Source organism: Amycolatopsis sp. NPDC047767 (assembly GCF_040704195.1).
GTDB lineage: Bacteria > Actinomycetota > Actinomycetes > Mycobacteriales > Pseudonocardiaceae > Amycolatopsis.
Genome location: NZ_JBEYSJ010000055.1, coordinates 1 through 21787 on the forward strand (window position 1 = coordinate 1; position 21787 = coordinate 21787).

A 21787-nucleotide genomic window follows, 5' to 3' on the forward strand; every position below is an offset into this window, starting at 1 on the left:
ATCTCTTCCATCAGGTCCGGGCCCTGGATGCCGTCGCGGAAGCCGGGGAAGTTCTCGACCTCCGTGGTCGTCATCAGCGCACCACCGAACTGCGTACCCTCGAACACCAACGGTTCAAGCTGCGCGCGAGCCGCATACACCGCAGCCGTGTAACCGGCCGGACCCGACCCGACGATGATCACGTCCCTGATTTCCTCGGCAGCCGCCTTGCCTGCGGAGTCCAGTCGCCCGTTCGACTCGGCCATGTGCCCCTCTCCCCTGTGCTGGTTTCCTGGTGGCGTCAGCCGACGGCCGGTTCTTACCGCCGGCTGACGACACCCACCCGGATTGACCCGAACCAGCGGCAGATCCTCATCCGCCTGCACCAAGGCCCCACGCGGTAAAGTCCGCAAGCAAGTCGCGTCCGCGCGCCGCCCGAAACGGCAACCGCTCCCCTGCACCCGCGAGCGGCCGGCCGCGGATCCGCATCGGCGTGACCGCGGATATCCCTCGGCCACCCCGCCGGCAGCTGCTGATACGCCGCCGTTTCGGCAAGAATTTCGCCCGTTTGGGAAGGAACAGCTCGGCCATGTCTGACAACGCAGCCCCGACACGCTACGAACAGTTCGCCGAACTCCATCGTGGCCCCGACACCTTCATCATGCCCAACGCGTGGGACGTGCCGTCGGCCCTGCTGTTCGCGGAGGCCGGGTTCAAGTCCATCGCGACCTCTTCCGCGGCGTTCGCCGCGACGCTGGGCCGGCTTGACGGCATCCACGCCATCGGCCGTGACACGCATCTGGACCATGCCGCCCTGCTCACGTCCGTGAGCGGCCTGCCGATCAACGGCGACTTCGAAGACGGTTACGGCGAGACTCCCGAAGATGTCCGGACCACTGTCGAAGCCGCCATCGCCTGCGGTCTGGCCGGCATCGGCATCGAGGACACCACCGGTGACCTCGCCAACCCGATTCGTGACTTCGACGACGCGGTTCGCCGCATCGAGGCCGCCGCCGCGGCTGCGCGTGGGCGGATCGTCCTGACCGGCCGTACGGACAACTTCCTGTGGGGGATCTCCGACCTCGAGGACACCATCCGCCGCCTCACGGCCTTCGCGGAAGCAGGAGCTGACGTCCTCTACGCGCCGAACCTGCCGGACACGGCCTCGATCAGCGCAGTTGTCAAGGCTGTCGCACCCAAGCCGGTCAACGTCCTCGTCAGCCCCCAGGGCACGGCTACCCTCGCGGAACTCCGGACGATCGGCGTCCGCCGGATCAGCCTCGGGGTTGATCCGTACACGCACGCCCTCGGAGCCACGAAGGCGGCTGCGGCGAAGCTCGCGGACGGAGACCTCACGGCGCTCGCAACGGATCTCACCTTCGGCCACATCATCGACCTCATCAAGCGCTGACGCGGGAGTCGGTGGCCTGGCCCGGCAGCGGCGGAAGACTCAACTCGGTGGACAGCGCCGGGTTGAGCGCGACGCTGTGGTCCGCGTCGTCGGAGCCGGCACACGAAACCGCGGTGACTCCCGCTCAGCTCGGGCCCACGACGGCGCGCCGCAGGGAGAACTCGGCCAGAACGGCCGTGCCCGCACCGGCTGCCGTCTGCAGCCAGAGCCGGCCGCCGAGCGCCTCCACCCGGTCCTTGAGCCCGACCAAGCCGGAGCCGCCGGCGAAGTCGGCGCCGCCACGACCGTCGTCGCGTACCCGGACCCGCAGCGCCCGGCCGGAGTCGACGATCTCGACCTCGACGTGGACGGTCGATGCGTGCGCGTGCTTGACCACGTTGGTCAGCGCCTCGGAAACGACGTAGTAGGCGGCGGTCTCGACCGGCTCGGGCAGACGCCGGTCGACCTCTACGGCCAGCTCGACCGGGACCGCGCAGCGGCGGGCGAGTCCCTTGAGCGCCGGGCGGAGGCCGCCCTCGGCGAGGATCGCCGGATGGATGCCGCGGGCGAAGTCGCGCAGCTCGTCCAGGGCGGTGACGGCTTCGGCCTCGAGAGCCTCGAGCTCCTCCCCCAGCGCGCCTGACTCGGGCGGAACGTCCGCTCGGGCGATGCGCGCGCGCATGGCGAGCGTGATCAGACGTTGCTGGGCGCCGTCGTGCAGGTCCCGCTCGATCCGCCGACGGGCTTGGTCGGCGGCGGTGGCGATACGCGCGCGCGAGGCGATGAGGTCGGAGTAGAGCTGGGCATTGTCGAGGGAGACGGCGAGCTGCGCGGCGATGAGCCTGACCGCGTCGAGCCGTTCCGTGGCGAACGCGGCGCGCATGAGACGGTTTTCCAGCAACAGCACCGTCCGCAGCTCGCCGCGGCCGAGGATGGGCATGGCCAGCAACGAACAGGCGTCCAGACCGGCGAGGTACGGGTCACGGGCGAAGCGGTCATCGCGGGTGGCGTCGTCGACGATCAGGATCTCGGCCGTCCGCTGGACGTAGCGCACTGCCGACATCGGCAGGTCGCGTTCCTGCGGTCCCCCGGCCGTGGGGGTGTCCGTGGTGCGGTTCGGCGCCGGCAGCAGCCAGTCGTGGCGGTCCTCGTCCCACAACAACAGGTGCACGCTGGTGGCGCCGGTCATCGCGCTGAGCACTTCGACGACGCGGGTGTGCAAGCGTTCGATGTCGGTCTCCGAGCTGAGCGCCTGCGACGCGGCGAGGATGCCGAGCAGGTCGAGCGTGCCGGTCGTGACCGCCGAGGACGGCCGGAGATCATCGGTACCCCGGCCGTCACCGGACTCGCCGGTCGTGACTGCTCCCTGCCGTGAGGTGGGGTATGCCCAGTCCAGCTGGGCGACCTTCGCTGTCGCGCCCCATGCCGCGTAGTACTGCCGCGCTCGGGCGAGCAGGTCGCGCCCCGCCTCCTCCAAGCCCTGCGCGAGATGGAAGCGGGCGGTGCGTTCCGTGATGAGGGCGCGGTGCCACGGGCGCTGCCGGCCGGCGACCTCGCGCCGGGCGGTGTCGAACGCGAGGGCTCCGGCGCGGAAGTCGCCGACCGCCCAGGCCCGCTCCGCCTCCAGCAACCGCTGCAGGTGCCGGAAGTTGTCCGGCGCGTCCGCGGCGCGGGCGGCCAGCCAGCTCGTCACCTCGTCCAATTCCGACAGCAGAGCGCCACGCTCGGCACCCGGGCCGGCGCGGGCCTGCTCGGCGAGGGCCAGGCCGCGCAGCACGCGGGCCACGGCCGTGGGGTACAGGCCCGCCACAGCCGGCAGCAGCGGCATCGCCGCCGCGGTGTGCCGCGCCAGCCCGTCCGGATCGCCGAACACGGCGGCGACGAGCGCGTGGCTGAGATGCGCGTGGAAGAGCGGCATCGGGTTGCTGGCGTACCTGTCGGTGGGGACCACCTCGGCGGTGGTGGCGACGCTTTCGCCACGCAGTACACCGGCCAGCCACTGGTAGCTGTCGAGCCACTCGCCGGTCTGCTCGTTGCCGGTACGCCGCACGAAGGCCAGCCCCGCCTCCACCTCGGCCACGAGGACGTCCAGCGACGGCGCGCAGTCCAGCAGGTAGTGCGCGGTCGGGTGGTAGGTGTAGGCGGCGTTGGCCAGGTCGCCGGCCGCGATCAGCCCCTCGCGGGCCCGCTCCGCGGCTTGGACACCGTTCTCGATCGGCTCGAACCAGCAGCTCAGCAGAGCAAACCGGCGGCGGCATTCGGAGGTGCCGGGCTCGTAGCCGCGAGCCTCGCCCAACGTCAGGACCCGGCGCGCCGCCCGGTATCCGGCGGCGTAGCGGGCGCGCCGCGCCACGGCGGCGACAGCGGCGGCGCTGACCGGTCCGATGAGGGTGGGGCCAGGGCCGTGCTCGAGCCAGATCCGCAGCGATTCCAGGCCCAGCCAGGCGCCCGTGGCGTCGCCGCCGGCGAAGTAGGCGGCCGGTTGGACCGCGTCGATCAGCCGGGTCGCGGCCAGCAGTGCGGGCTCGGCGAGGACGGGCCGAGCCAGATCGTCGGCGGCGTCGGTGCGGTCCAGCCACTGGTTCAGGCGGTCGAACTGACGGTCGAGCTCGGCGGCGAGCCGGTCGGCCACCGGCACGGTGATGCCGAGCTCACGCAGCACCTCGATGCCGAGTCCGATCGCATCGGCGAACCGGTTCTGGTGGGTCAGGCTGCTCACCTGCACCGCCGTCGCGGCCGCGCGGTGCAACGCGCTGGGACCCAGCGCTTCGATCGTGCGGTACTCCTCGTCCGCGTCATCGAGGCGCCCCAGGCCGTAGAGGGCGGCGTGGCGGCCGGTGTGCACCGCGATCAGCGTGGCGGTCTCACCCGGGCCGATCAACCGCAGCGCGGCGGCCAGCAGTGAGTTCACCAGCGCGTGATCCCCGATCAACGCGGCCTGGTCCGCGGCACGCCGCAGCAGGCCCACCACCCGGCGCCGCTCGCCGGCATCGTCGATCCCGTCGACGACCGGCAGGTACTGCTCGGCGGCGACGGCGGACAACTCCGGCACCTCGGCCAGCCGCCGGGCGGTGGCCAGTTGCAGGGTGCGTCGCCGCTCCGGGTCGAGCCCGCGCAGGATCGCCTCGCGGAGCCGGTCGTGGCGGAACCGCACCGCCTCATGGGCACCGGGCTCCATGACGAGAAGTCCTTCGGCGAGGGCCGGCGCGAGCATCGATTGCACCTCGGCCGCTGGGTCGCCGGTCGCGATCTGCAACAGGCTCAGCTCGGCTCGGAAACCCAGACAGGCCATCGCCTCCACCAGCCGCCAGGACCGCGGCGGCACGGTCTCGATGCGTGCCCCCGGCAGCTCGCCCGCCCTTGACCGGCCCAGATGTGCTCGCACCGTCGCCGTGTCCCACCGCCATCCCGTGGCGGTCGCGGTGAGCACGCCGTCGCGGCGCAGCGCGTTGAGCAGTTCCACGGCCTCGTACGGGTTGCCGGACGTGTGCGGCGCGATCACCTCGGCCAAACCGGCCACCACGGCCGGGGCAGCGTGCACCATCTCGGCGACCATGGTGACGAGGCTCGGGACGGGCAGGTTGTCCAATCGCAGGTTCCGCACTCCGGCCCGGTCACGCCATCGGGCCAGCGGCGCCGCCAGCGGATGCGCCGCGTCCACGGCCTCGTCGCGGTAGGCGCCCACCAGCAGCAGACCCCCGACCGGTTCCTCGTCGAGCATCATGTCGACGAGGCCGAGCGCGACGCGCCCGGCCCACTGCAGGTCGTCGAGGAACAGCACCACCGGGCGTTCCCGCGACGCGACCGCCCGCAGCGCCTGCACGCCCATCCGCTGCGCCCGGTTCTGCGCGGTCAGCGGATCCCCGGGTTCGGGCGCCACCGCCAGCAGCGCGGCGAACTCCGGCACCACGGCGGTCAGCAGCCCGGCGTTCGGGCCGAGCGCGGCCAGGATCCGCGCGCGGACCTCGGCCAGCTCAGCCTCCGGCTCGGCCAGGAGCAACCGGCCCAGCGCCCGAAACGCCTGGTGGACGCCGTTGAACTCCAGGTCGCGCCGGTACTGGTCGAACTTGCCGGCCACGAACCAGCCGCCCCGGCCGGCCACCGGCGGCCGCAGCTCGTCGACCAGCGCGGTCTTGCCCACCCCGGGTGTCCCGCCGACCAGTACCGCCCGGCACCGGCCCGCCTGCGCGTTCTCGAACGCCGCCCGCAGGATCGCCACCTCGTCGTCGCGGCCCACCAGCCGCGGCGGCAGGAGCCGCGGCGGGACATCGTGCTCGCCGACGCGGACCGAAGCCGCCGCCGGACGCACCTGAACGCCCGGCACCCGCTCCAGGTCGTGCACCACGCCGTCGGCGGTCTGATAGCGGTGGTCCGGTTCCTTCTCCAGCAAGTGCAGGATGATCTCCGACAGCGGCCCCGGTACCGCCGGGTTCACCTTCGCCGGCGGCGCCGGCACCCGCGCCAGGTGATCGTGGGTGAGGCGCAGCGGGTCCCCGGTGCCGAACGGCGGCTCCCCCGTCGCCAGCTCGTACAGCGTCGCGCCGAGCGCGTAGAGGTCGGAACGCTGGTCCACCGGCCGGCCGGTGCGCCCGGTCTGCTCCGGCGCCAGATAAGCCAACGTCCCCACGATCTGCGTGTGGTGGACGAACTCCGGGCGGATCTCGGCGAACGAGGTCGCCAACGCGAAATCGACCAGGCACGGGACACCGTCGCCGGAGATCACGATGTTGGCCGGGGTGATGTCACGGTGCATGACACCCCGCCCGTGCATCCCCGCCACGGCCCCGGCCAACCCCACCGCCAGCCCGATCAGGACACCACCCGGCAGCGGCTTGGCCAGCCCCGCCAGGCCGGTGCCCCCCACGTCCACCAGCACGATGGACCCCGGATACCGAGGGGCCTCCAGCTGCGCCACCCCCGCGACATCGCGCAGCCGCTCCAACATCGCACGCTCATGCCGTAGCCGGCGCTCGGCGTCCGGACCCAGCGCCTCCTTCCGGATGACCGTGCGCCCGGCCAGGAACAGCCGGCTCACGCGCGTCCGGTCGCTCTCGTGCAGCACCTCGACCTGCGGCTCTCGGCCCGGCAGCACCCCGCCTTCCCCCATCCGACACCTCCACGCACGGACGGCTTCCCCTCACCCTGTGCCTACACCTGTTCGAGGGCAAAGGCGACCACCCGCGCGACGTCGGAGGTTGTGGAACCGGGGTGTCGCCGGATCGCGAACGTGCCCGCGTTCCGGTGGGAACGCGGGCACATCGCGACTAGCTCGACACAACCGGCGTAAGGCTCACTTCTCCGCGGCGCGACCGGCGAACCGCTGCATGAAGTCGGCAGACTCCTTCGCGGTGATGATCACGTCGTAGTAGCCGTCCTCGGTCGGCCAGGTGACGACGCTGTGCTTGCCGGCGGGCACCTGGATGGTCGTCTTCTTCCCGGCGAAGTCGTTCGCGGTCAGCGTGTAGGTCACCGACCGGCGGCCGTCGGCGGACAGCGTGAACTCGACGGTCGCGTCGGCCGACTTGCCCCGGCCGTCCGACCGCGTGCTCCCCTTGACCAGCCGGACGTCGACCCGCGGCTGGGCCGAGGTCCGGTCGCTGGCCGGGACGACGGTGCCGGCGAAGGACCGGATGAAGTGGTCGGGCCCGTAGAAGGTGAACGCGTACTTGCCGTTCGTCGCCTTGGTGTCCCAGGTGTACGACTTCGACCGGTGGTTGCCGGCCGTGAGGGGCAGCGCGTCCTGGCCGATGCCGAGCGGCTCGGCGCCGACGAGGGCGGGCACGTACTTGTCGGCCAGCCCGACCAGGTTGACCGCCTTGCCGCTGGGGCCGCCTTCGACGGTGAAGGTCGCGGTCGCGGTCCCGGTGCTGTGGTTCTCGACGAGGACGCCGTTGGGCTGGAACGACAGCGGGCTGCGCTTCGCCTTGCCGGTGATCGGCTGGGTCGGCATGACCTGCGCACCGACGGCCGGCTGGGGCACGGCCGGCAGGCCGGCGTCGACGACGACCGACTTGAGCAGGTCGGCCGGCTTCGGCAGCTTCGGGAACGACGTGTCGAAGTTGCCGAAGTCGATCGCCGAGAGCAGGTTGCCGGAGACGCTGCGCCGCCAGTCGTTGATGTTCTGGCAGATCGCCGGCTTGCCGAGGCTCTTGGTCCACTCCTCGATCAGCTGGATCGTCGAGGTGTGGTCGAAGACCTCGGAGTTGACGAAGCCACCACGGGTCCACGGCGAGACCAGCACGAACGGCACACGACCGCCCATGCCGGGCTTGATGCCGGGCGCACGCTCGCCGGCCGTGCCGGTCTCCGGGATCGGCGGCACGACGTGGTCGAAGAAGCCGCCTTCACCGATGCGGTTCGCGTGGTCGGGCTCGTCGTAGTTCAGGATGATCAGCGTCGACTCCCACAGTTCGGGGTTGTCGTGCACCGCCTGGATCACCCGGTCGGTGTAGACCGCGCCGTTGTTCGGAGCGTACGTGGGGTGTTCGGTCCACGCCGCGGGCGCGACGACCCAGGACACCTCGGGGAGATTGCCCGTCTCGCAGTCGGAGATGAAGTCCCGCAGCACGTAGTCGAGGTTGGAGGTGTCGTTCTTGATGCCGGCGGGCTGCGCGGTGTGGGCGTGCACCACGCCGCCGCGGGCGAGCAGGCCCTTGCGGGGGTGGGTGTTCTCCGGGGTCGCGTTCTTCGGGTCGAACGCCGCGAACGAACGGACGGTGTTGTCGGTGTAGTCGCCGAGGAAGTTGTCGTCGGTGTCGTTGTTGACGTAGATCTGCCAGCTGACACCGGCGTCCTGCAGCGTTTCCGGGTAGGTCTTGAACTTGTAGGCGTAGCCGTAGTCACCGTTGTTGTTCACGACCGGGCCGCCCTGGGTGCCCGCGGCGTCGTTGGTGCCGGCCCACATCATGATGCGGTTCGGGCTGGTGCTGGTGTCCAGCGAGCAGAAGTAGTGGTCGCCGATGGTGTAAGCCTTGGCGATCGCGTGGTGCCACGGCACATCGGCTTCCTTGAAGTACCGGTTGCGCGCGCTGGTGTTCTGCGCGTTGTACTTCAGGCTGTCGGCGTGGTACGGCAGCAGGTAACCCTCGGCACGGCTGTTGGGGTCGTAGTAGATCGTCTGGCCGTTCTGCCAGGTCAGCACCTGCTTGTCACCGAAGCCGCGCGCGCCGGCCAGGTCGAGGGTGCCGAAGTAGTGGTCGAACGACCGGTTCTCCTGCATCAGGATCACGATGTGCTTCAGGTCTTTGATCGTGCCGGTGCGGTGCCGGTTCTGCGCCGAGCTCGAGCCGGACTTGCCGCCCTGTGCGGCGTCGGCCACGGCGGCGTCGGCCGGTTCGGCCTCGGCCGGGACGGCCGACAGCCCGCCGGCGGCGACCGCGGCGCCGGCCGCGCCCGCGGCCTGGATCAGTCGGCGCCGGCTGATCCGGTTGCGCTCCGTGGTCGCTCTGTCCGCGGATGCCGAATCGTTGTCAGACATGGGTTTAGTACCTGACCTCTCGTGGTGGGGAGTCCCGCAAAGTCAACTGCCGCGGGTCTCGGCGCCGCGAGAATCAGGTTATGAACGTTCCGGAAAGTCTCAGGACGACCGCCATCTCAACCTGCCCGGCCGGTCACGCGCTGTTCACCGGTGCGTCATGGGCATCATCGAATGCGTTCACGACCGACACCCAGGCTGGGCTCGATGAGCAGCAGGACGGCCTCGGCCACACCAACCCTGCCGTCGAGCCGGCCGCAGCCCATCGTGCTGATCGTCGGCTCGCCCTACGGCATCGACGACTGGCTGGGCGGACCGGCCGGGCGGTACGACTTCGTCTTCGTCAACAACGAGGGCGCCGGCGCGGAGATCTACCTGGAGGACCCCGAGACCGAGCGGATCTACGTCGAGGTCGAGCACTTCGGCCGCGGCGTCACCCGCGCGGTCACGGCATCGGTGCCGCCCGGAACCTACCGCTGGGTCTGCATCACCGACTATACGATCAAGTACAGCCGGCCGGTCGTCGTCACCGGTGACCCGCTGCCCTACGACGTGCACGGGATCATCCCCGTCACGGGGCTCGACCTGCGCATCCCGATCAACGCCTACGTCGGCTGGATCACCGGGCAGCTGCCCGCGCTCACCCGGCAGGTCAGCCGGCTGCGCGGCGACCTGCGAGCCGGCGATGCGGCAGCTGCCAAAGCCGACTGGCTGATCGCGCACCTCACCTACGAGACGCTGGGCGGCGCCTACCGGGCCTACGACGAGACCGGTGACGAGATCAATGGCGACCCGCCGCGCGGCGTCGCCCCCGCCCGCCTCGCGGACGCGGACTTCACCGGCTTCCGCAAGATCGAGGCGATGCTGTGGCACGACCGGCCGACGGCGACGATCGTGCCCCACGCCGAGGCCCTGCTCGAGGCGATCGGGCGACTCGCCGACGAGCTGGCGCTGCCGAACGCGATCACGCCGATCGACATGGGCCGTCGCGCGCACGAGATCCTCGAGGATGCCCTGCAATGGGACCTGAACGGGATCGGCGACGCCGGCAGCCAGACCGAGCTGGCGACCGTGGACGCGAACCTCACCGGCGTCTGGCACGCTCTGGATCCGCTGCGGCCGATCCTGCGCAAGCAGAACCCGTACCTGGACCAGACCGACGAGCAGCTGCGGGTCACCCAGCAGCTGGTCCGCAGCCACCACCACGCCGACGGCTGGGCCGGGTTGGCGTCGCTGACCGTCCGGCAGCGCGCCGCGGTCAATGCGGCAGTGCAGCACAGCGTCGAATTGCTCTCCCACACCGCGGTCGTCATCGATCCGCGCAACGCCACCCGCGACCGAGGCCCGATCACCCATGACTGACCACGACATCGCCGTTCCGTTCGAAGGTGCCCACCAGGCCGGCATCCTCGAGCCTCCGCAGCGCGCGGCGGTCGTCGCCGCGTTCCTCGTGACCGCGGCCGACCGGCCGGCGCTGCGGCGGATGTTCCAGACGCTGACGGCGACCATCCGCTACCTGGTCGCCGGCGGCGACGCACCGGCCGGGCGCGGCAGCGACGACGGACTCGTGTCGACCCCGTACGAGAACGGCGTGCTCGGCCCGGGCCCGATGCCCGACGGTCTCACCGTCACGGTCAGTGTCGGTGCGAGCCTGTTCGACGACCGGTTCGGTCTCGACGGCGTCAAACCGGCCCGGCTGCGCGCGATGGACGAGTTCCCGAACGACGCCCTCGACCCCGAGCGCTGCGACGGCGACCTGCTGCTGCAGATCTGCGCCGATCACCGCGACACCGTGCTGCACGCGCTGCGCATCCTGATGCGCGCCACCCGGGCCGACCTGCAGGTGCTGTGGCAGATGGAGGGCTTCACCAGTCCCCCGCGGCCGAGCGGGACGCCCCGCAACCTGTTCGGCTTCAAGGACGGCACAGCCAACAAGGAGATCCTCGACCGCGCCGATCTCGTCGATCAGCTGGTGTGGACTCAGGCCGGCGGCGACGAACCGGCCTGGGTGACTGGTGGTTCGTACCACGTGGTGCGCCTGATCGGCATGTTCGTGGAGTTCTGGGACCGCATCTCGATCAACGAGCAGCAACGGATCTTCGGCCGCGACCGCAACACCGGCGCACCGCTGTCCGGCCGGCGCGAACGAGTGCCCGGCGAGGAGGAGTTCCAGATCCCCAGCTACCACCGGGATGCGCACGGCAACACAGTGCCGCTGAACGCGCACATCCGCCTCGCCAACCCCCACGACGGCACAGCCGACGACCGCCGGATGCTGCGCCGCGCCTTCAACTACAGCGCCGGCATCGAGCCCAACGGCCAGCTCGACATGGGCATGATCTTCATCTGCTTCAACGCCGACCTCGACCAGCAGTTCGTCGCCGTCCAGACGCTCCTCATCGACGAACCCCTGGTCGACTACATCTCCCCCTTCGGCGGCGGCTACTTCTTCGCCCTACCCGGCGTCCGCGATGCCGACGACTGGCTGGGCCGCGGCATGCTCGACTGAACTGTCGGCCGCGCGTTCCGGGGCACGTCGGCCGTGAACCTCTGCTCGCCGCGCTGACACTTCCGGCTCGGCGTTCGACCGCTGGATCGGCCACTCCTCTCGCCTACCGAAGGCTGACTCGCCCGCCGCCGACTGATCGCAACGCCGTGCGCGAAACTTCGCCTAGTTCGCCAACCTCCTTTCCGCGTACTGAGCTACAGCCATCAGGCCCTCTTCGTCGAACTCAACAAATACACTCGACCCTGAAATACTCCACCAATACTCACCGGAAACGAACGGCTCAGACCTCACCGTCACTTCACCACCAACTTCAGCCCCATCCACAAATTCCGTCCGAGTAAAATTCGGCATCCGAAGCCGGTTCGAGTCGGGGCAGCTGCAAATCCCGAGAACCGGCGACAGTTGACAGGCGACCTCACCAGGCTCACAGGCCGAGTGCGCGCCGGACCTCGGCCAGATGGCGTCGCGACACCGCGACGGTCTCGCGGTCGGGCCCGTCCAGGACGAGCGCGAAGCCGCCGTGGAAGGTCGGGGCGATTTCGCGCACGCGGTGCAGGTTCACCACGCAGTGCCGGTGCACCCGCAGGAATCCGTGTGGTGCCAGCCGCGCCTCCAGCCGGTTCAGGGTGTGGTTCAGTGCCCGCAACCGGCCCCGGTCGGTCAGCAGCCACACGGTTTTGCCCTCGGCCTGCGCGACCCGGATCTCCGCCGGGGCCATGAGCAGGATGTGCCCACCGTGGATGCCCGCGAGCCGCAACACCGGCGCGGGGGCAACCTCGGTCGCCGGCGGTGAGTCTGTTCTGGTGGTGAGGAGCGTGCCGATGAGCTGCCCGTCGTGCTGGATGGGCTGGACGGTGATCGGGCACCCGTCCTCCGCGCACGCGGCCAGCCGCAGCGCGCCGGCACGCGCGCGGGAGCCCAGCACGGCGTGCCCGACCTCGTTCGCCGCCACAAGCCGCCCGCGCCGGTCGATGACCGCCAGCGGTCCGGCGTCGTCGACCTGCGGCCGCAGCGATCCGGCCAGCTCGGTGAGCACGTCGTCGCGCCGGCGACGCAGGCCATGACCCACTTCCTGGGCGCAACAGGCCAGCCGCGCGATCGCGAGCGCCGTCAGCGGACGGCGATGCACCAGGAACGCGAGCACCGCGCACGGCCGGGGCCGGTCGGGGTCGGCCACCGCGACGCCCGCCCCGGACCAGTCGGCCAGGTCACCGCGCCAGTGCTCCGGGCCGGTCACCTGGGCGTGTCCGTCGAGCAGCGCAGTGCCGAGGGCATTGGTACCGCGGCTGTTCTCCGACCAGTCGTGCCCGGGCGCGAGCTGGTGCGCATCGGCGAGCGCGACGGCGGAACGGCTCCCGAACACCGCGACGACCCGCCCGTCGCCGGCCGCGACCGCCACCACCCCCTCGGTCCGGGTGAGGTCGGCCGCCAGCGAGCGGGCGGCCGACACCACGGTGCGCGGCGCCGCGGCAACCGAGCCGGGAGACGGGTCGGGCGGCGGCGTGTCGGGGGCGATGCCGTAGACCTCGCGGCAGCGCTGCCAGGACGCCTGGATCGCCGGCCGGATCGCGGCGGTGCCGTTCGCTCCGGGTTCGTGGCCGCCGGCGTCGGCCCACTGACCGTCCATGCCGACCTCCTCGCGTTCGGGCGGCCCCCTGAACAGACTAGGACCGACGTGGCCGGCCGGGATAGCGTCCGCGTGCTCCTCGCCCGGGCAGATCGACGATTCCGGCCGATCCGACGACCCGATGCAGGGAGGTTTCGTCATGGCCATCGACTTCACCCTCACCCCGGAACAACGGGAACTCCAAGCGAGCACCCGCGCCTTCGCCCGCGACGTACTCGCGCCGGTGGTTCGTGCGGCCGACGCCGAGACGGACCCGTTGCGCGCCTTCCAGATGACCAAGGACGCCTATGTGCAGGCCTACCGCGCCGGCATCGCGTTCTGCATGCTGCCCACGCAGTACGGTGGCGGCGGAGTGTCCAATGTGGACCTCATCCTGGCCGCCGAGGAGGTGTGCGCCGTGGACCCGGGGTTCGCCTGCACCATCCTGGTGAACGGGCTGGGCCTGATGCCCGTCTGGTACTGGGGCAGTGAGGAGCAGAAGGAGCGCTTCCTGCGCGCGGCCACCTCGGACCCGACCGGCGAGTACATCGTCGGCTACGCGGTGAGCGAGCCGGCCGGCAGCCCTGGCGGCACGGCGAACTTCGACGCACCCGATGCTTCACCCGTCGGGATCGGTGTCACCGCCACGCTCGACGGCGACCACTACGTGCTCAACGGCCGCAAGTACTGGCCGTGCAACGTCGCGGGCTGGGACGGGCAGGGGGCCAACGCGAGCATCGTCGTGGTGCGCACCGACCCGTCGAAGGGCGGCACCGAGGGGCTTTCGGCGATCATGATCGAGCGCGGCACCCCCGGTGTCAGCTACAACCTCATCAGCAAGATGGGGCATCGGCTCACCCCCAACGCCGAGATCGTCTTCACCGACGCCCGCGTTCCCGCGAACAACCTCGTCGAGGGCACCCGCGGCAACGGCGACCTGCTGATCAACCGCAACTTCGCCTGGTCGGGGCCGGTGGCCGGGATCGCGGCGGTCGGTGTGGCCAGGACCGCCTACGAATCCGCCCTCGAGTGGGCGCGGACCTACACCGCCGGTGGACCGAGCCCGATCATCAACCACCAGAACGTCGGTTATGTGCTCGGGGACGTCGCGGCGCGGATCGAGATGTGCCGCTGCTTCTGCTGGAAGACCGCGCACTTCCTGGACCAGCACGACTACCACGGCGAGCTGATCGGCGCGATGTGCAAGATCCAATGCACGGAGCTGATGTTCGACGCGGTCTACAAGTGCATGCAGGTCGTGGGCGTGAACAGCCTCGACAAACAGCACGAGTTCGAGAAGCTGCTGCGCGAGGCCGCGGTGCTGCCGCTCTACGACGCCGGCAACTTCGGCATGCAGCGCCGTCGCGTCCACGGCGTGCTCGCCAGCCCGGACTACAACCCGCGGGCCCTGATGGACGACGAGTTCGTGCCCTTCACGAAGTTCATGGAGACCATCGACACGGTCCCCACCTACCAGGAGACCCCGCTTCCCGTGTGACGGGCGAGCGCTCGGGTGCGCCCCTCACCGGATGCGCCCGGGCGCTCGGCCCCGGCCTGGCGGGACCGGAACTCGGCTCCACGCAAGTTCAAACGCTTGCAGCGGGACGACGAGCGGTTCGTCGGGCCGAACTCGTCGTCGCGATCGTGGTGTGCTCGCGGCGTTCGCGCTCGTTGTTCGTCGACGCCCGAGCCGGCACGGCAACGCTCAAGTCCGCCGTCGTCGCACCGCCGTGAACGCGAACAGCCCGGCGAGGAGCCACAGGAAACCCGCCCCGGCCCAGCCCGTGGCATCGGGCGGATCCATCGCCATACCCGCCGTGGCCAGCAGCGCGATCACGCCGACCACCGCCGCCACGACGAAAAGGATCCTCGACGCGCGTTTCTGCGGTGTCGTGGGTGGCCGTGGCGCCGGAGACGGTATCTCCCGCGGCTGACGCGGCGCCTGCGGGAGTGTCCGATGTGGACCGACCGCCGCGTCGATCGTCGCGGTCACCGCCGGGGACAGGCCGGCGAACAGCGTCGGCTCGACCTGGACCGTCCGGCCGTCGGTGCCGATGAGGCGGCGGCCGCCGTCGGGCCAGGCGAGCATGGCCGCGCAGGAGGTGAAGTGAACCGTCGAGACGCCTTCCGGAGTCTGCACGCTGCAGCCGTCGGCGCCGACGACCAGGTGTGTATCCGCCTGGTTGTGAGCCCGGAATCGGTTTCCCGCGACCGCGGCCGGCGAGAACCGCGGCACCGCCGCGTATCCGGCCCAGTCCGCCGATCGGCCGTGCGGAGCCCGCAGCAGCACCGACGCGCATGCTTCCAGAGCGACTGCGTGGACCTTCGCGACGTCGACTGCACGCAGCTCGGCGATCCGATCCTCCGCGGGCGGGAGAGGCGAACCGGAAAGCAGCGCGGCTGCGTGATCGGGTAGCCGCGCCACGTCCGCGTCTTCGCCGTAGAGCGCGGATTCGGCCTGCGTGCGGACCGTTTCGACGTCGCGCGGGTCCATCCGGCCGACCTTGAACTGGGCCAGGACGTCGACGACGCCGCCGAGCACCGCGGCCTGCTTGTCCGGCAAGGCGTCGGCCAGCCCGAGGATCTCCGCGAAGCCGTCGCCCCGGACCTGGTACGACGTCGTCACCTGGTAGGAATAGCCGCCCTCCTGCCGCAGCGCGCGGAACAGCTCCCGCTCGAGGACCTTCGCGAAGACCTGGGAAGCAGCTCCCTGGCGTACCACCGCGCTGAAGGCGACACTGCCGTCGCCGTGGGCGAAGTACGCGGGACCTGCGGCCAGGGTCGCGGGCCGAGGAGGCACCGGGCGCCGGACGCCCGAGGGGAGCGGCAGCCGCAACCCGTCGGGCACGTTCTCGCCTGCCACCCACAGCGCCGCGTTCTCGCGGGTGAACCACGTGCGTGCCCAGTGGGCGACCTCCGCGGGGCCCAGGCGGGGGACGCCGAGCTCGAGAAAGTCGGTCAGCCCGTATCCCTGCGCTCCGTAACGGTGCCGGAACAGCAGGCCGGCCCCGCCGCGCCGGGCCTCCTCGGTACGCAGGATCGACTTCTCGGTCTCCAGCCGGTCCATCGGAAGATCGCTCAGCGACGCGCAGACGCCGGCGAGGAACGCGACGACTTCGGACTCCGCACCGTTCATTTCGAAGTACGTGTGGTCGGAGCCCGTCGCGCCGCCGAAGTGGTGCTCCCCCAGTCCGAACCGATGCAACGCGAGGTGCTCGACCAGGTGCGTGATGCCGGCCGTCGCGAGCGTCTCGTCGGCCCGGCCGACCCGGAAGACCAGGCCGGCGGTCAGCGGGCCGGATCTCTTGGCCGCCACGGCGGGGACTCCGTCGACCTCGAAGGTGGACAGCATGATCAGCCTTTCGCGAGGGCGCGGTTGCGGTGCTGCGCGAGCGCGGCAGCCGGGTCGGGGAAGAAGTGCCAGGGGGCTTTGCTCGCACGTCCGTCGAGCGCGCGGAAGTGCACGGCAGCGCGAGGCAGATCGCCGATCAAGCTGAACGCCATGGCGAACGTGCTGTGCGCGGAGACCCAGCCGAACCGCGAACGGTAGGCGGAGTGCAGCACCGACGCCGACGCTGCGGCGGTGATCTCCTCCCGGACTCCGGGCTGCTGAAGGTGGTCACGGCCCGCCTTGGGGCCGAGCTCCAGCCAGCGCTCCAGGTGCAGCTCGGCGACGAGGACGCCTTGGGGATCGCCGGGCCGCGCGGCCGCCGCGCATTCGCGGACGAAGGTGTGCGCGGCTTCCCAGGAGCCGCCCCACTTCGGGCACAGCTGCTGGAGCAGGTTGCGCTGGGCGGCCAGGAAACCGGGGTGGTGGGCGGCCAGCCGGTCATAACGGCGCCGCGTCTCGCTCTGGCCGAGTTCGAGCCCAAGCGAGGTGGTCAGCCGCAGCCACCAAGCCAGCTCGTTCTCCGGTTCGCGGGCGGTGACGTCGATCAGCAGCTGCTCGGCCCGCCGCAGGTGCTCGTGCATCCCGGCGAACTGCTCGCGGCTCACCCCGGCTGCCCGCCCGCTGCCTCGGACGTTCCACGCCTGCTCGATGAGCTGGGCTGCGAGCAGCAACCGGGCCTGCTCGGAGCGGGGTTCACGCTCGATCACGGCGCGCAGCATCGCCTCGGCCGCCGGCACCGACATGGTGATGTTCACGCCGAAGCTGCGCTCGTCCGGGGCGGTGAACTGGGTGAAAAAGCCCGAAACGGTCGGCCAGTCGCCCGCTTCCGCCGCGGACCGCAGCACGCCTGCCTCCGGATAGGCGGCCGCCGGGTCGAAGACCAGCGCCGGCGCAGTGCGGGTGGAGGTCATGGGAAGTCCTTTGCCAACGGGGAAGGAGAGGGCGCCGAACTGTACTTCGTCCCGTCGCCCCGACCGAAAGGTGGCAGGGGCTAACGCGATTTCCTTCCCTGGCCGGGAATTCACCGGTTCGTCGTGCTCCCGGTTGCCTTCCCGCAAACGGACTGGGTGGACCGACCCGCGCGGCATCGTGGGTTATCGAAGTCCTTCGGGTGCTGATGCCACAACTGGCGCGGGTTCGAGCTGGCGCAGGTGTGGCGGTGCGGCTTGACGTTGTTCGGCGCGGCACGTGAAGGCCTTTCCCCGCACGACCCCGATCAGCTCGCTCTCGCCGGGGAGACGTTCGTCGACCTGATCTGAAAGGCACGCCGTCGACGGCAAAATGCCACCCGATCGGTCGCGGGGTGGTGCACAGTGCGGCACCGTTTTCCGGAAACGCGGACAGCGTCACCGCGTCCCGGGAAACGCGGTGACGACAGCCCGCAGCAACGGCAGTTCGGTCCGGTACCGGGCTTCCAGCTCGGCACTCGGCGTGCCTGTGGTGCCCGGCGCGGCGGCCAGCACGGCCGACCAGACGTCCGCCACCGTCGCACAGGAAACCGGCCGCCGGCCCGGGAGCGTGACGGTGAAGCCGTCTGCGTGGCCGGCGACGCGGATGCGGTTTGCGGCGGCAGCGCACAACGCGTCGAGCAGCTGCCCGGCGATCAGGTTGCCACGGGTGCTGCGGCCGGCCGGGAACACCGGGTCGGGGACGACCGTCCGGCCGCAGGCTCCGCACATCTTCGACTCCCTTTCAGGGCATCACGTCGCCGGAGTTGGGGCCCAGTGTCTGGCCGACGAACAGGTTCCCACCCGGATCACTCGCCAGCAGCACGGCAGCCGGGGCGACTTCCTCGGGTGTGCCGAAGCGGCCGAGGGGCAGTTCGGCGCGCTTCGCCACCTTCCACGCTTCGGAGATGCCGTCCACCAACGGGGTTTCGATGGGACCGGGGGCGATGGCGTTGACGAGGACGTTGTCCGCCGCGACCTCCAGCGCCACCGCCTTGGTGAAGCCGAGGACCCCGGCCTTGGCCGCGCTGTAGTGGCCGAGCCCGGTGCCGCCTTTGAGTCCCAGCTGCGACGAGACGTTGACGACCCTGCCCCACCGTTGCGCCCGCATCGGTTTCAGCACCTCGCGGCAGCACAGGAACACCCCGGTCAGGTCGACCGCGATGGTTTCGTTCCACAGCGCCAGATCCATGTCCTCGACCGGCGACTCGGTGAGCAGCCCGGCCGAGTTCACGAGCACGTCGACCGTCCCGAGCTCCTTGCGTACCAGCGAGAACGCCGCACGCACACTGTCCTCGTCGGACACGTCCACGGCGATCCCGCCGGGACCGGGCGTCCGGTCGAGCACGGCCACGCGGTCGCCCTCGGCCCGGAACGCCGCCGCGATCGCCCGGCCGATGCCGCTCGCCCCGCCGGTGACCACGACGGTGCGGGCGGTCACGCGCGCATCCGGACGGTCAGGCCGCCGTCGACGACGATGGCCTGACCGGTCACGTAGTTCGCGGCCGGCGAGGTGAGGAAGCCGATCACGTCGGCGACCTCCTCCGGCCGGCCGACGCGGCCCCACGGGATGTCGCCGCCGGCTCGCACGAGCCCGTCCGGGCCGAGCGAGTTGACCGGGTCGAGCGACTGCGGCGTCTCGATCAGGCCGGGGATCACCGCGTTGGCGCGGATCTGCCGGGGTCCGAGCTCGACCGCGACGCTGCGCACCAGGCCCAGGACTCCGGCCTTGGCCGCGGCGTAGTGGGCGTGTTCCTCCCAGCCGTAGACGCCGCCGGCGATGGACGACACCGCCACCATCGCGCCGCCCTCGGTCATGCGGGTGGAGCCGGCGCGCAGGGTGCGCAGCACGCCCGTCAGGTCGACGTCGAGCATGTCGTGCCAGCGCTGGTCCGACAGGTCGGCCAGCGCCGCGTTGCGCAGGATGCCCGCGTTGGCGACCGCATAGTCCAGCCGGCCGAACTCGTCGACCGCGCGCTGCGCGAACGCCTCGACCTGTTCGGTGCTGCGCACGTCGACCTCGTGCACCACGGCCTTCCCGCCCGCCGCCTCGACTTGCCGCAGCGTCTCGGCCGGGTCGTGCGGGTCGCCGGGGAAGGTGCCGATCACCGTGTGCACGCCGCGCTGCGCGTAGTGCACGGCCAGCGCCCGGCCGATGCCGCTGGCGGCGCCGGTGACGATCGCCGCTTTCGGCTCAGACATCCGCGTGGTCCTCTCGCAGGGCGGCGACGGGGGGCTTGGCGGCGATCATCAGCACGCCGGAGACCGCGGTGCCGAGCGCACCGACCCACAGGGCGGCCGCGCCGGTGCCCGCGCCCGCCGCGACCGCGGTGAACAGGGCGCCGCCGATGATCGTGCCGGGCTGGCTCATCGCGCCGATGAACGACGTGCCGGTGGCGCGGCAGCTGACCGGGTAGCACTCGGCCATGAAGTACTGGATGGCCGCGTACGGGCCGACCAGGAAGAACAGCCCGGCGCCGTAGGTCAGGATGATCACGAACGAGCTGCTCGCGGCCGGGCTGAGCATCACCGCGAAGCACAAGCCGGAAATGATCCAGCCGATGATGATGGTGAGCTTGCGGCCGATGCGGTCGCCGAGCCAGCCGTGGAAGACGTAGCCGAAGTAGCCGATCGCGTTGATCACGATCAGCATCCAGAACGCGCTGGACAGCGACACGTCCTTGGCGTTCTTCAGTACCGAGCTGCCCAGCACGCTGAAGATCGCGATGCCGAAGAAGTTCAGGATCCAGGCCAGCGACAGCACGATCGTGTTGCGCCGCAACGCCGGTTCCCACAGCCGCTTGAGCGGCGAGGCCGAGGAGTGCTCGACGCCGTAGGACGCGGCGAGCGCGTGCGCGTCGGCGGTGCGCCCGCCCTTCTCCAGCTCGGTCAGCTTCTGGTGCAGCTCGAACTGCGGTGTCTCGCGCAGCTTGCGCCAGATCAGCCACACCACGATCGCCGCCGGGACCGCGGCCGCCACGTACAGCGCGCGCCACCCCAGCGAGTCGAGGAAGACGAACGCGAGCGCGCTGGAGAGCAGGAAGCCCAGCGGCCAGCCACCCTGGATGAACGAGTAGTAGAACCCGGGACGTTTGCGGCGTTTCTCGTCCTCGGTGACCTGGTATACCTCGTTCATGTAGGTCGCGTTCACCGCCTGCTCGGAGAACCCGAGCCCGCCGAACGAACGGATCACCGTGATGATCACGCCGCTGACCGCGCCGAGCGCCGCCGGGATCAACGCGGTCAGGGTGGAGATGACCGCGGTGCCACCGATGGTGGTCATCATGCCGCGACGGCGGCCGAGCCGGTCGATGATCGGGCCGATCCCGAAGCACACGATCGCGGTGCCGACGGCGATCCACGTGTTGATCTGATAGGCCTCGGACGCGGTCCAGCCGAACGACTCCTGCATCGCGGGCAGCAGCGTGCCGAACAGGCCGTAGTCGAACACCGCGATGGTCCAGGCGATCAGCGCCAGGACAGTGGCGGTGCGGGTCGCTTTCCGGGAGAAGACGGGGAATCTGCGCTTCTCGTCGACGGCGGGCGCCGTCAGGTCGAGGGGTTCGACACTCACGACCCGGCTCCCTTCCGGGGGTTGCGGGCGAGGAAGGAGTCGGCGATCTGGTCGAAGGTCAGCCAGCTGACGCCCTCGTGGGAGTTGATGTGCTCGATCAGCCGCTCCAGCATGAGCAGCACCTGCGGCCGCCCGGACACGTCCGGGTGGATGGTCATGGTGAAGGTCGCCTGGTCCATCTCGCGGTAGACCCAGTCGAACTGGTCCTGCCAGGTCTGGCCCAGCTCACGCGGGCTGACGAAACCGTGCGAGTTGGCCGATGCCTTCACGAACATCATCGGCGGCAGGTCGTCGAGGTACCAGTTGGCTGGGATCTCGACCAGATCCGTCTCCTCGCCGCGCACGAGCGGCTTCATCCAGGTCTCGGCCGGCTGGGCGTAGTCGATCTTGGTCCAGCTGTCGCCGACGCGGACGTAGTACGGCTCGAAGTCACGGTGCATCAGCGAGTGGTCGTACTTGATGCCGCGTTCGAGCAGGATTTCGTTGGTGACGGGGGAAAACTCCCACCACGGTGCCACGTAGCCGGCGGGCCGGCGACCCGCGACCTTCTCGATCAGCTCGATCGAGCGGTCCAGGATCGCCGTCTCCTGCTCGCGGGTCATCGCGATCGGGTTCTCGTGCGAGTAGCCGTGTGCGCCGACCTCGTGCCCGGCGTCGACGATGGCGCGGGTCAGGTCGGGGAAGGTCTCGAGGGAGTGGCCGGGCACGAACCACGTCGTGGTCAGCCCGTAGCGCTCGAACAGGCGCAGCAGGCGCGGGCCGCCGACCTCGCCGGCGAACATGCCGCGGGAGATGTCGCACGGCGAGTCTTCACCGCCGTAGGAGCCGAGCTGGCCGGCCACGGCATCTACGTCGATGCCGAACGCGACCTGGATGTCCTTCGTCATGAACAAGCCTCTCGTGGTGTGGGGAGCAGT

The 21787-nt window shown here is 70.7% G+C and carries 15 protein-coding genes; 4 read left to right on the top strand and 11 right to left on the bottom strand.

Annotation, left to right across the window (positions count from 1 at the left end):
* Nucleotides 1–245, bottom strand: a 245-nt coding sequence (locus AB0878_RS46910; protein WP_366589547.1) for an FAD-dependent oxidoreductase, incomplete at its 3' end; no start/stop codon positions are given.
* Nucleotides 246–568: 323 nt separating this feature from the next.
* Between AB0878_RS46910 and AB0878_RS46915 the strand changes: the two genes are divergently transcribed.
* On the top strand, nt 569–1390 hold the full coding sequence (locus AB0878_RS46915; RefSeq protein WP_366589549.1) for an isocitrate lyase/phosphoenolpyruvate mutase family protein: 822 nt from the start codon (nt 569–571) through the stop codon (nt 1388–1390).
* A 124-nt stretch (nt 1391–1514) separates the two neighbouring features.
* On the opposite strand, the gene AB0878_RS46920 is transcribed toward AB0878_RS46915, so the two are convergent.
* Nucleotides 1515–6476, bottom strand: coding sequence for an AAA family ATPase (locus tag AB0878_RS46920; protein ID WP_366589551.1), 4962 nt, complete (start codon nt 6474–6476; stop codon nt 1515–1517).
* 183 nt (nt 6477–6659) lie between these two features.
* Nucleotides 6660–8846 (bottom strand): alkaline phosphatase family protein, encoded by a 2187-nt coding sequence (locus tag AB0878_RS46925; protein ID WP_366589553.1) that lies wholly within the window; start codon nt 8844–8846, stop codon nt 6660–6662.
* 204 nt (nt 8847–9050) lie between these two features.
* On the opposite strand from AB0878_RS46925, the gene AB0878_RS46930 reads away from it, so the two are divergent.
* On the top strand, nt 9051–10205 hold the full coding sequence (locus AB0878_RS46930) for an EfeM/EfeO family lipoprotein (RefSeq protein WP_366589555.1): 1155 nt from the start codon (nt 9051–9053) through the stop codon (nt 10203–10205).
* The gene (locus tag AB0878_RS46935) at nt 10198–11352 is read left to right on the top strand and encodes a Dyp-type peroxidase (protein WP_366589558.1); all 1155 of its coding nucleotides are present in this window, start codon (nt 10198–10200) and stop codon (nt 11350–11352) included. The genes AB0878_RS46930 and AB0878_RS46935 overlap by 8 nt, the downstream gene beginning before the upstream one ends.
* 424 nt (nt 11353–11776) lie before the next feature.
* Here AB0878_RS46935 and AB0878_RS46940 read toward each other — a convergent pair whose 3' ends face one another.
* Entirely contained in the window at nt 11777–12979 is a 1203-nt protein-coding gene (locus AB0878_RS46940) for a LytTR family transcriptional regulator DNA-binding domain-containing protein (RefSeq protein WP_366589561.1), read from the bottom strand.
* A 139-nt stretch (nt 12980–13118) separates the two neighbouring features.
* Here AB0878_RS46940 and AB0878_RS46945 point away from each other — a divergent pair, with 139 nt between their 5' ends.
* Nucleotides 13119–14456 (top strand): acyl-CoA dehydrogenase family protein, encoded by a 1338-nt coding sequence (locus AB0878_RS46945; protein WP_366589564.1) that lies wholly within the window; start codon nt 13119–13121, stop codon nt 14454–14456.
* Between the two features lie 207 nt (nt 14457–14663).
* Here AB0878_RS46945 and AB0878_RS46950 read toward each other — a convergent pair whose 3' ends face one another.
* The 7 genes from AB0878_RS46950 to AB0878_RS46980 form a co-directional block, all read right to left on the bottom strand.
* Complete coding sequence (locus AB0878_RS46950) at nt 14664–16310, bottom strand: hypothetical protein (RefSeq protein WP_366589566.1); 1647 nt, start codon at nt 16308–16310, stop codon at nt 14664–14666.
* 2 nt (nt 16311–16312) lie between these two features.
* The gene (locus AB0878_RS46955) at nt 16313–17260 is read right to left on the bottom strand and encodes a hypothetical protein (RefSeq protein ID WP_366589568.1); all 948 of its coding nucleotides are present in this window, start codon (nt 17258–17260) and stop codon (nt 16313–16315) included.
* 435 nt (nt 17261–17695) lie between these two features.
* Nucleotides 17696–18028, bottom strand: a complete 333-nt coding sequence (locus tag AB0878_RS46960) for a hypothetical protein (RefSeq protein WP_366589570.1) — start codon at nt 18026–18028, stop codon at nt 17696–17698.
* 13 nt (nt 18029–18041) lie between these two features.
* A complete protein-coding gene (locus tag AB0878_RS46965; protein ID WP_366589572.1) occupies nt 18042–18737 on the bottom strand; it encodes an SDR family NAD(P)-dependent oxidoreductase in 696 nt (231 codons plus the stop codon).
* A complete protein-coding gene (locus tag AB0878_RS46970; RefSeq protein ID WP_366589575.1) occupies nt 18734–19498 on the bottom strand; it encodes an SDR family oxidoreductase in 765 nt (254 codons plus the stop codon). Before AB0878_RS46970 ends, AB0878_RS46965 begins: the two co-directional genes overlap by 4 nt.
* Nucleotides 19491–20870: an MFS transporter gene (locus AB0878_RS46975; protein WP_366589577.1), complete on the bottom strand. Its 1380-nt coding sequence runs from the start codon at nt 20868–20870 to the stop codon at nt 19491–19493. The genes AB0878_RS46970 and AB0878_RS46975 overlap by 8 nt, the downstream gene beginning before the upstream one ends.
* A complete protein-coding gene (locus AB0878_RS46980; RefSeq protein ID WP_366589579.1) occupies nt 20867–21757 on the bottom strand; it encodes a polysaccharide deacetylase in 891 nt (296 codons plus the stop codon). Before AB0878_RS46980 ends, AB0878_RS46975 begins: the two co-directional genes overlap by 4 nt.
* Between the last annotated feature and the right edge of the window lie 30 nt (nt 21758–21787).

What these genes read in the sequence shown, in the direction of transcription:
- AB0878_RS46955 (WP_366589568.1), bottom strand. Translation starts at nt 17,260, where the DNA reads ATGACCTCCACCCGCACTGCGCCGGCGCTGGTCTTCGACCCGGCGGCC.
- AB0878_RS46970 (WP_366589575.1), bottom strand. Translation starts at nt 19,498, where the DNA reads ATGTCTGAGCCGAAAGCGGCGATCGTCACCGGCGCCGCCAGCGGCATC.
- AB0878_RS46950 (WP_366589566.1), bottom strand. Translation starts at nt 16,310, where the DNA reads ATGCTGTCCACCTTCGAGGTCGACGGAGTCCCCGCCGTGGCGGCCAAG.
- AB0878_RS46915 (WP_366589549.1), top strand. Translation starts at nt 569, where the DNA reads ATGTCTGACAACGCAGCCCCGACACGCTACGAACAGTTCGCCGAACTC.
- AB0878_RS46945 (WP_366589564.1), top strand. Translation starts at nt 13,119, where the DNA reads ATGGCCATCGACTTCACCCTCACCCCGGAACAACGGGAACTCCAAGCG.
- AB0878_RS46940 (WP_366589561.1), bottom strand. Translation starts at nt 12,979, where the DNA reads ATGGACGGTCAGTGGGCCGACGCCGGCGGCCACGAACCCGGAGCGAAC.
- AB0878_RS46925 (WP_366589553.1), bottom strand. Translation starts at nt 8,846, where the DNA reads ATGTCTGACAACGATTCGGCATCCGCGGACAGAGCGACCACGGAGCGC.
- AB0878_RS46920 (WP_366589551.1), bottom strand. Translation starts at nt 6,476, where the DNA reads ATGGGGGAAGGCGGGGTGCTGCCGGGCCGAGAGCCGCAGGTCGAGGTG.
- AB0878_RS46980 (WP_366589579.1), bottom strand. Translation starts at nt 21,757, where the DNA reads ATGACGAAGGACATCCAGGTCGCGTTCGGCATCGACGTAGATGCCGTG.
- AB0878_RS46960 (WP_366589570.1), bottom strand. Translation starts at nt 18,028, where the DNA reads ATGTGCGGAGCCTGCGGCCGGACGGTCGTCCCCGACCCGGTGTTCCCG.
- AB0878_RS46935 (WP_366589558.1), top strand. Translation starts at nt 10,198, where the DNA reads ATGACTGACCACGACATCGCCGTTCCGTTCGAAGGTGCCCACCAGGCC.
- AB0878_RS46930 (WP_366589555.1), top strand. Translation starts at nt 9,051, where the DNA reads ATGAGCAGCAGGACGGCCTCGGCCACACCAACCCTGCCGTCGAGCCGG.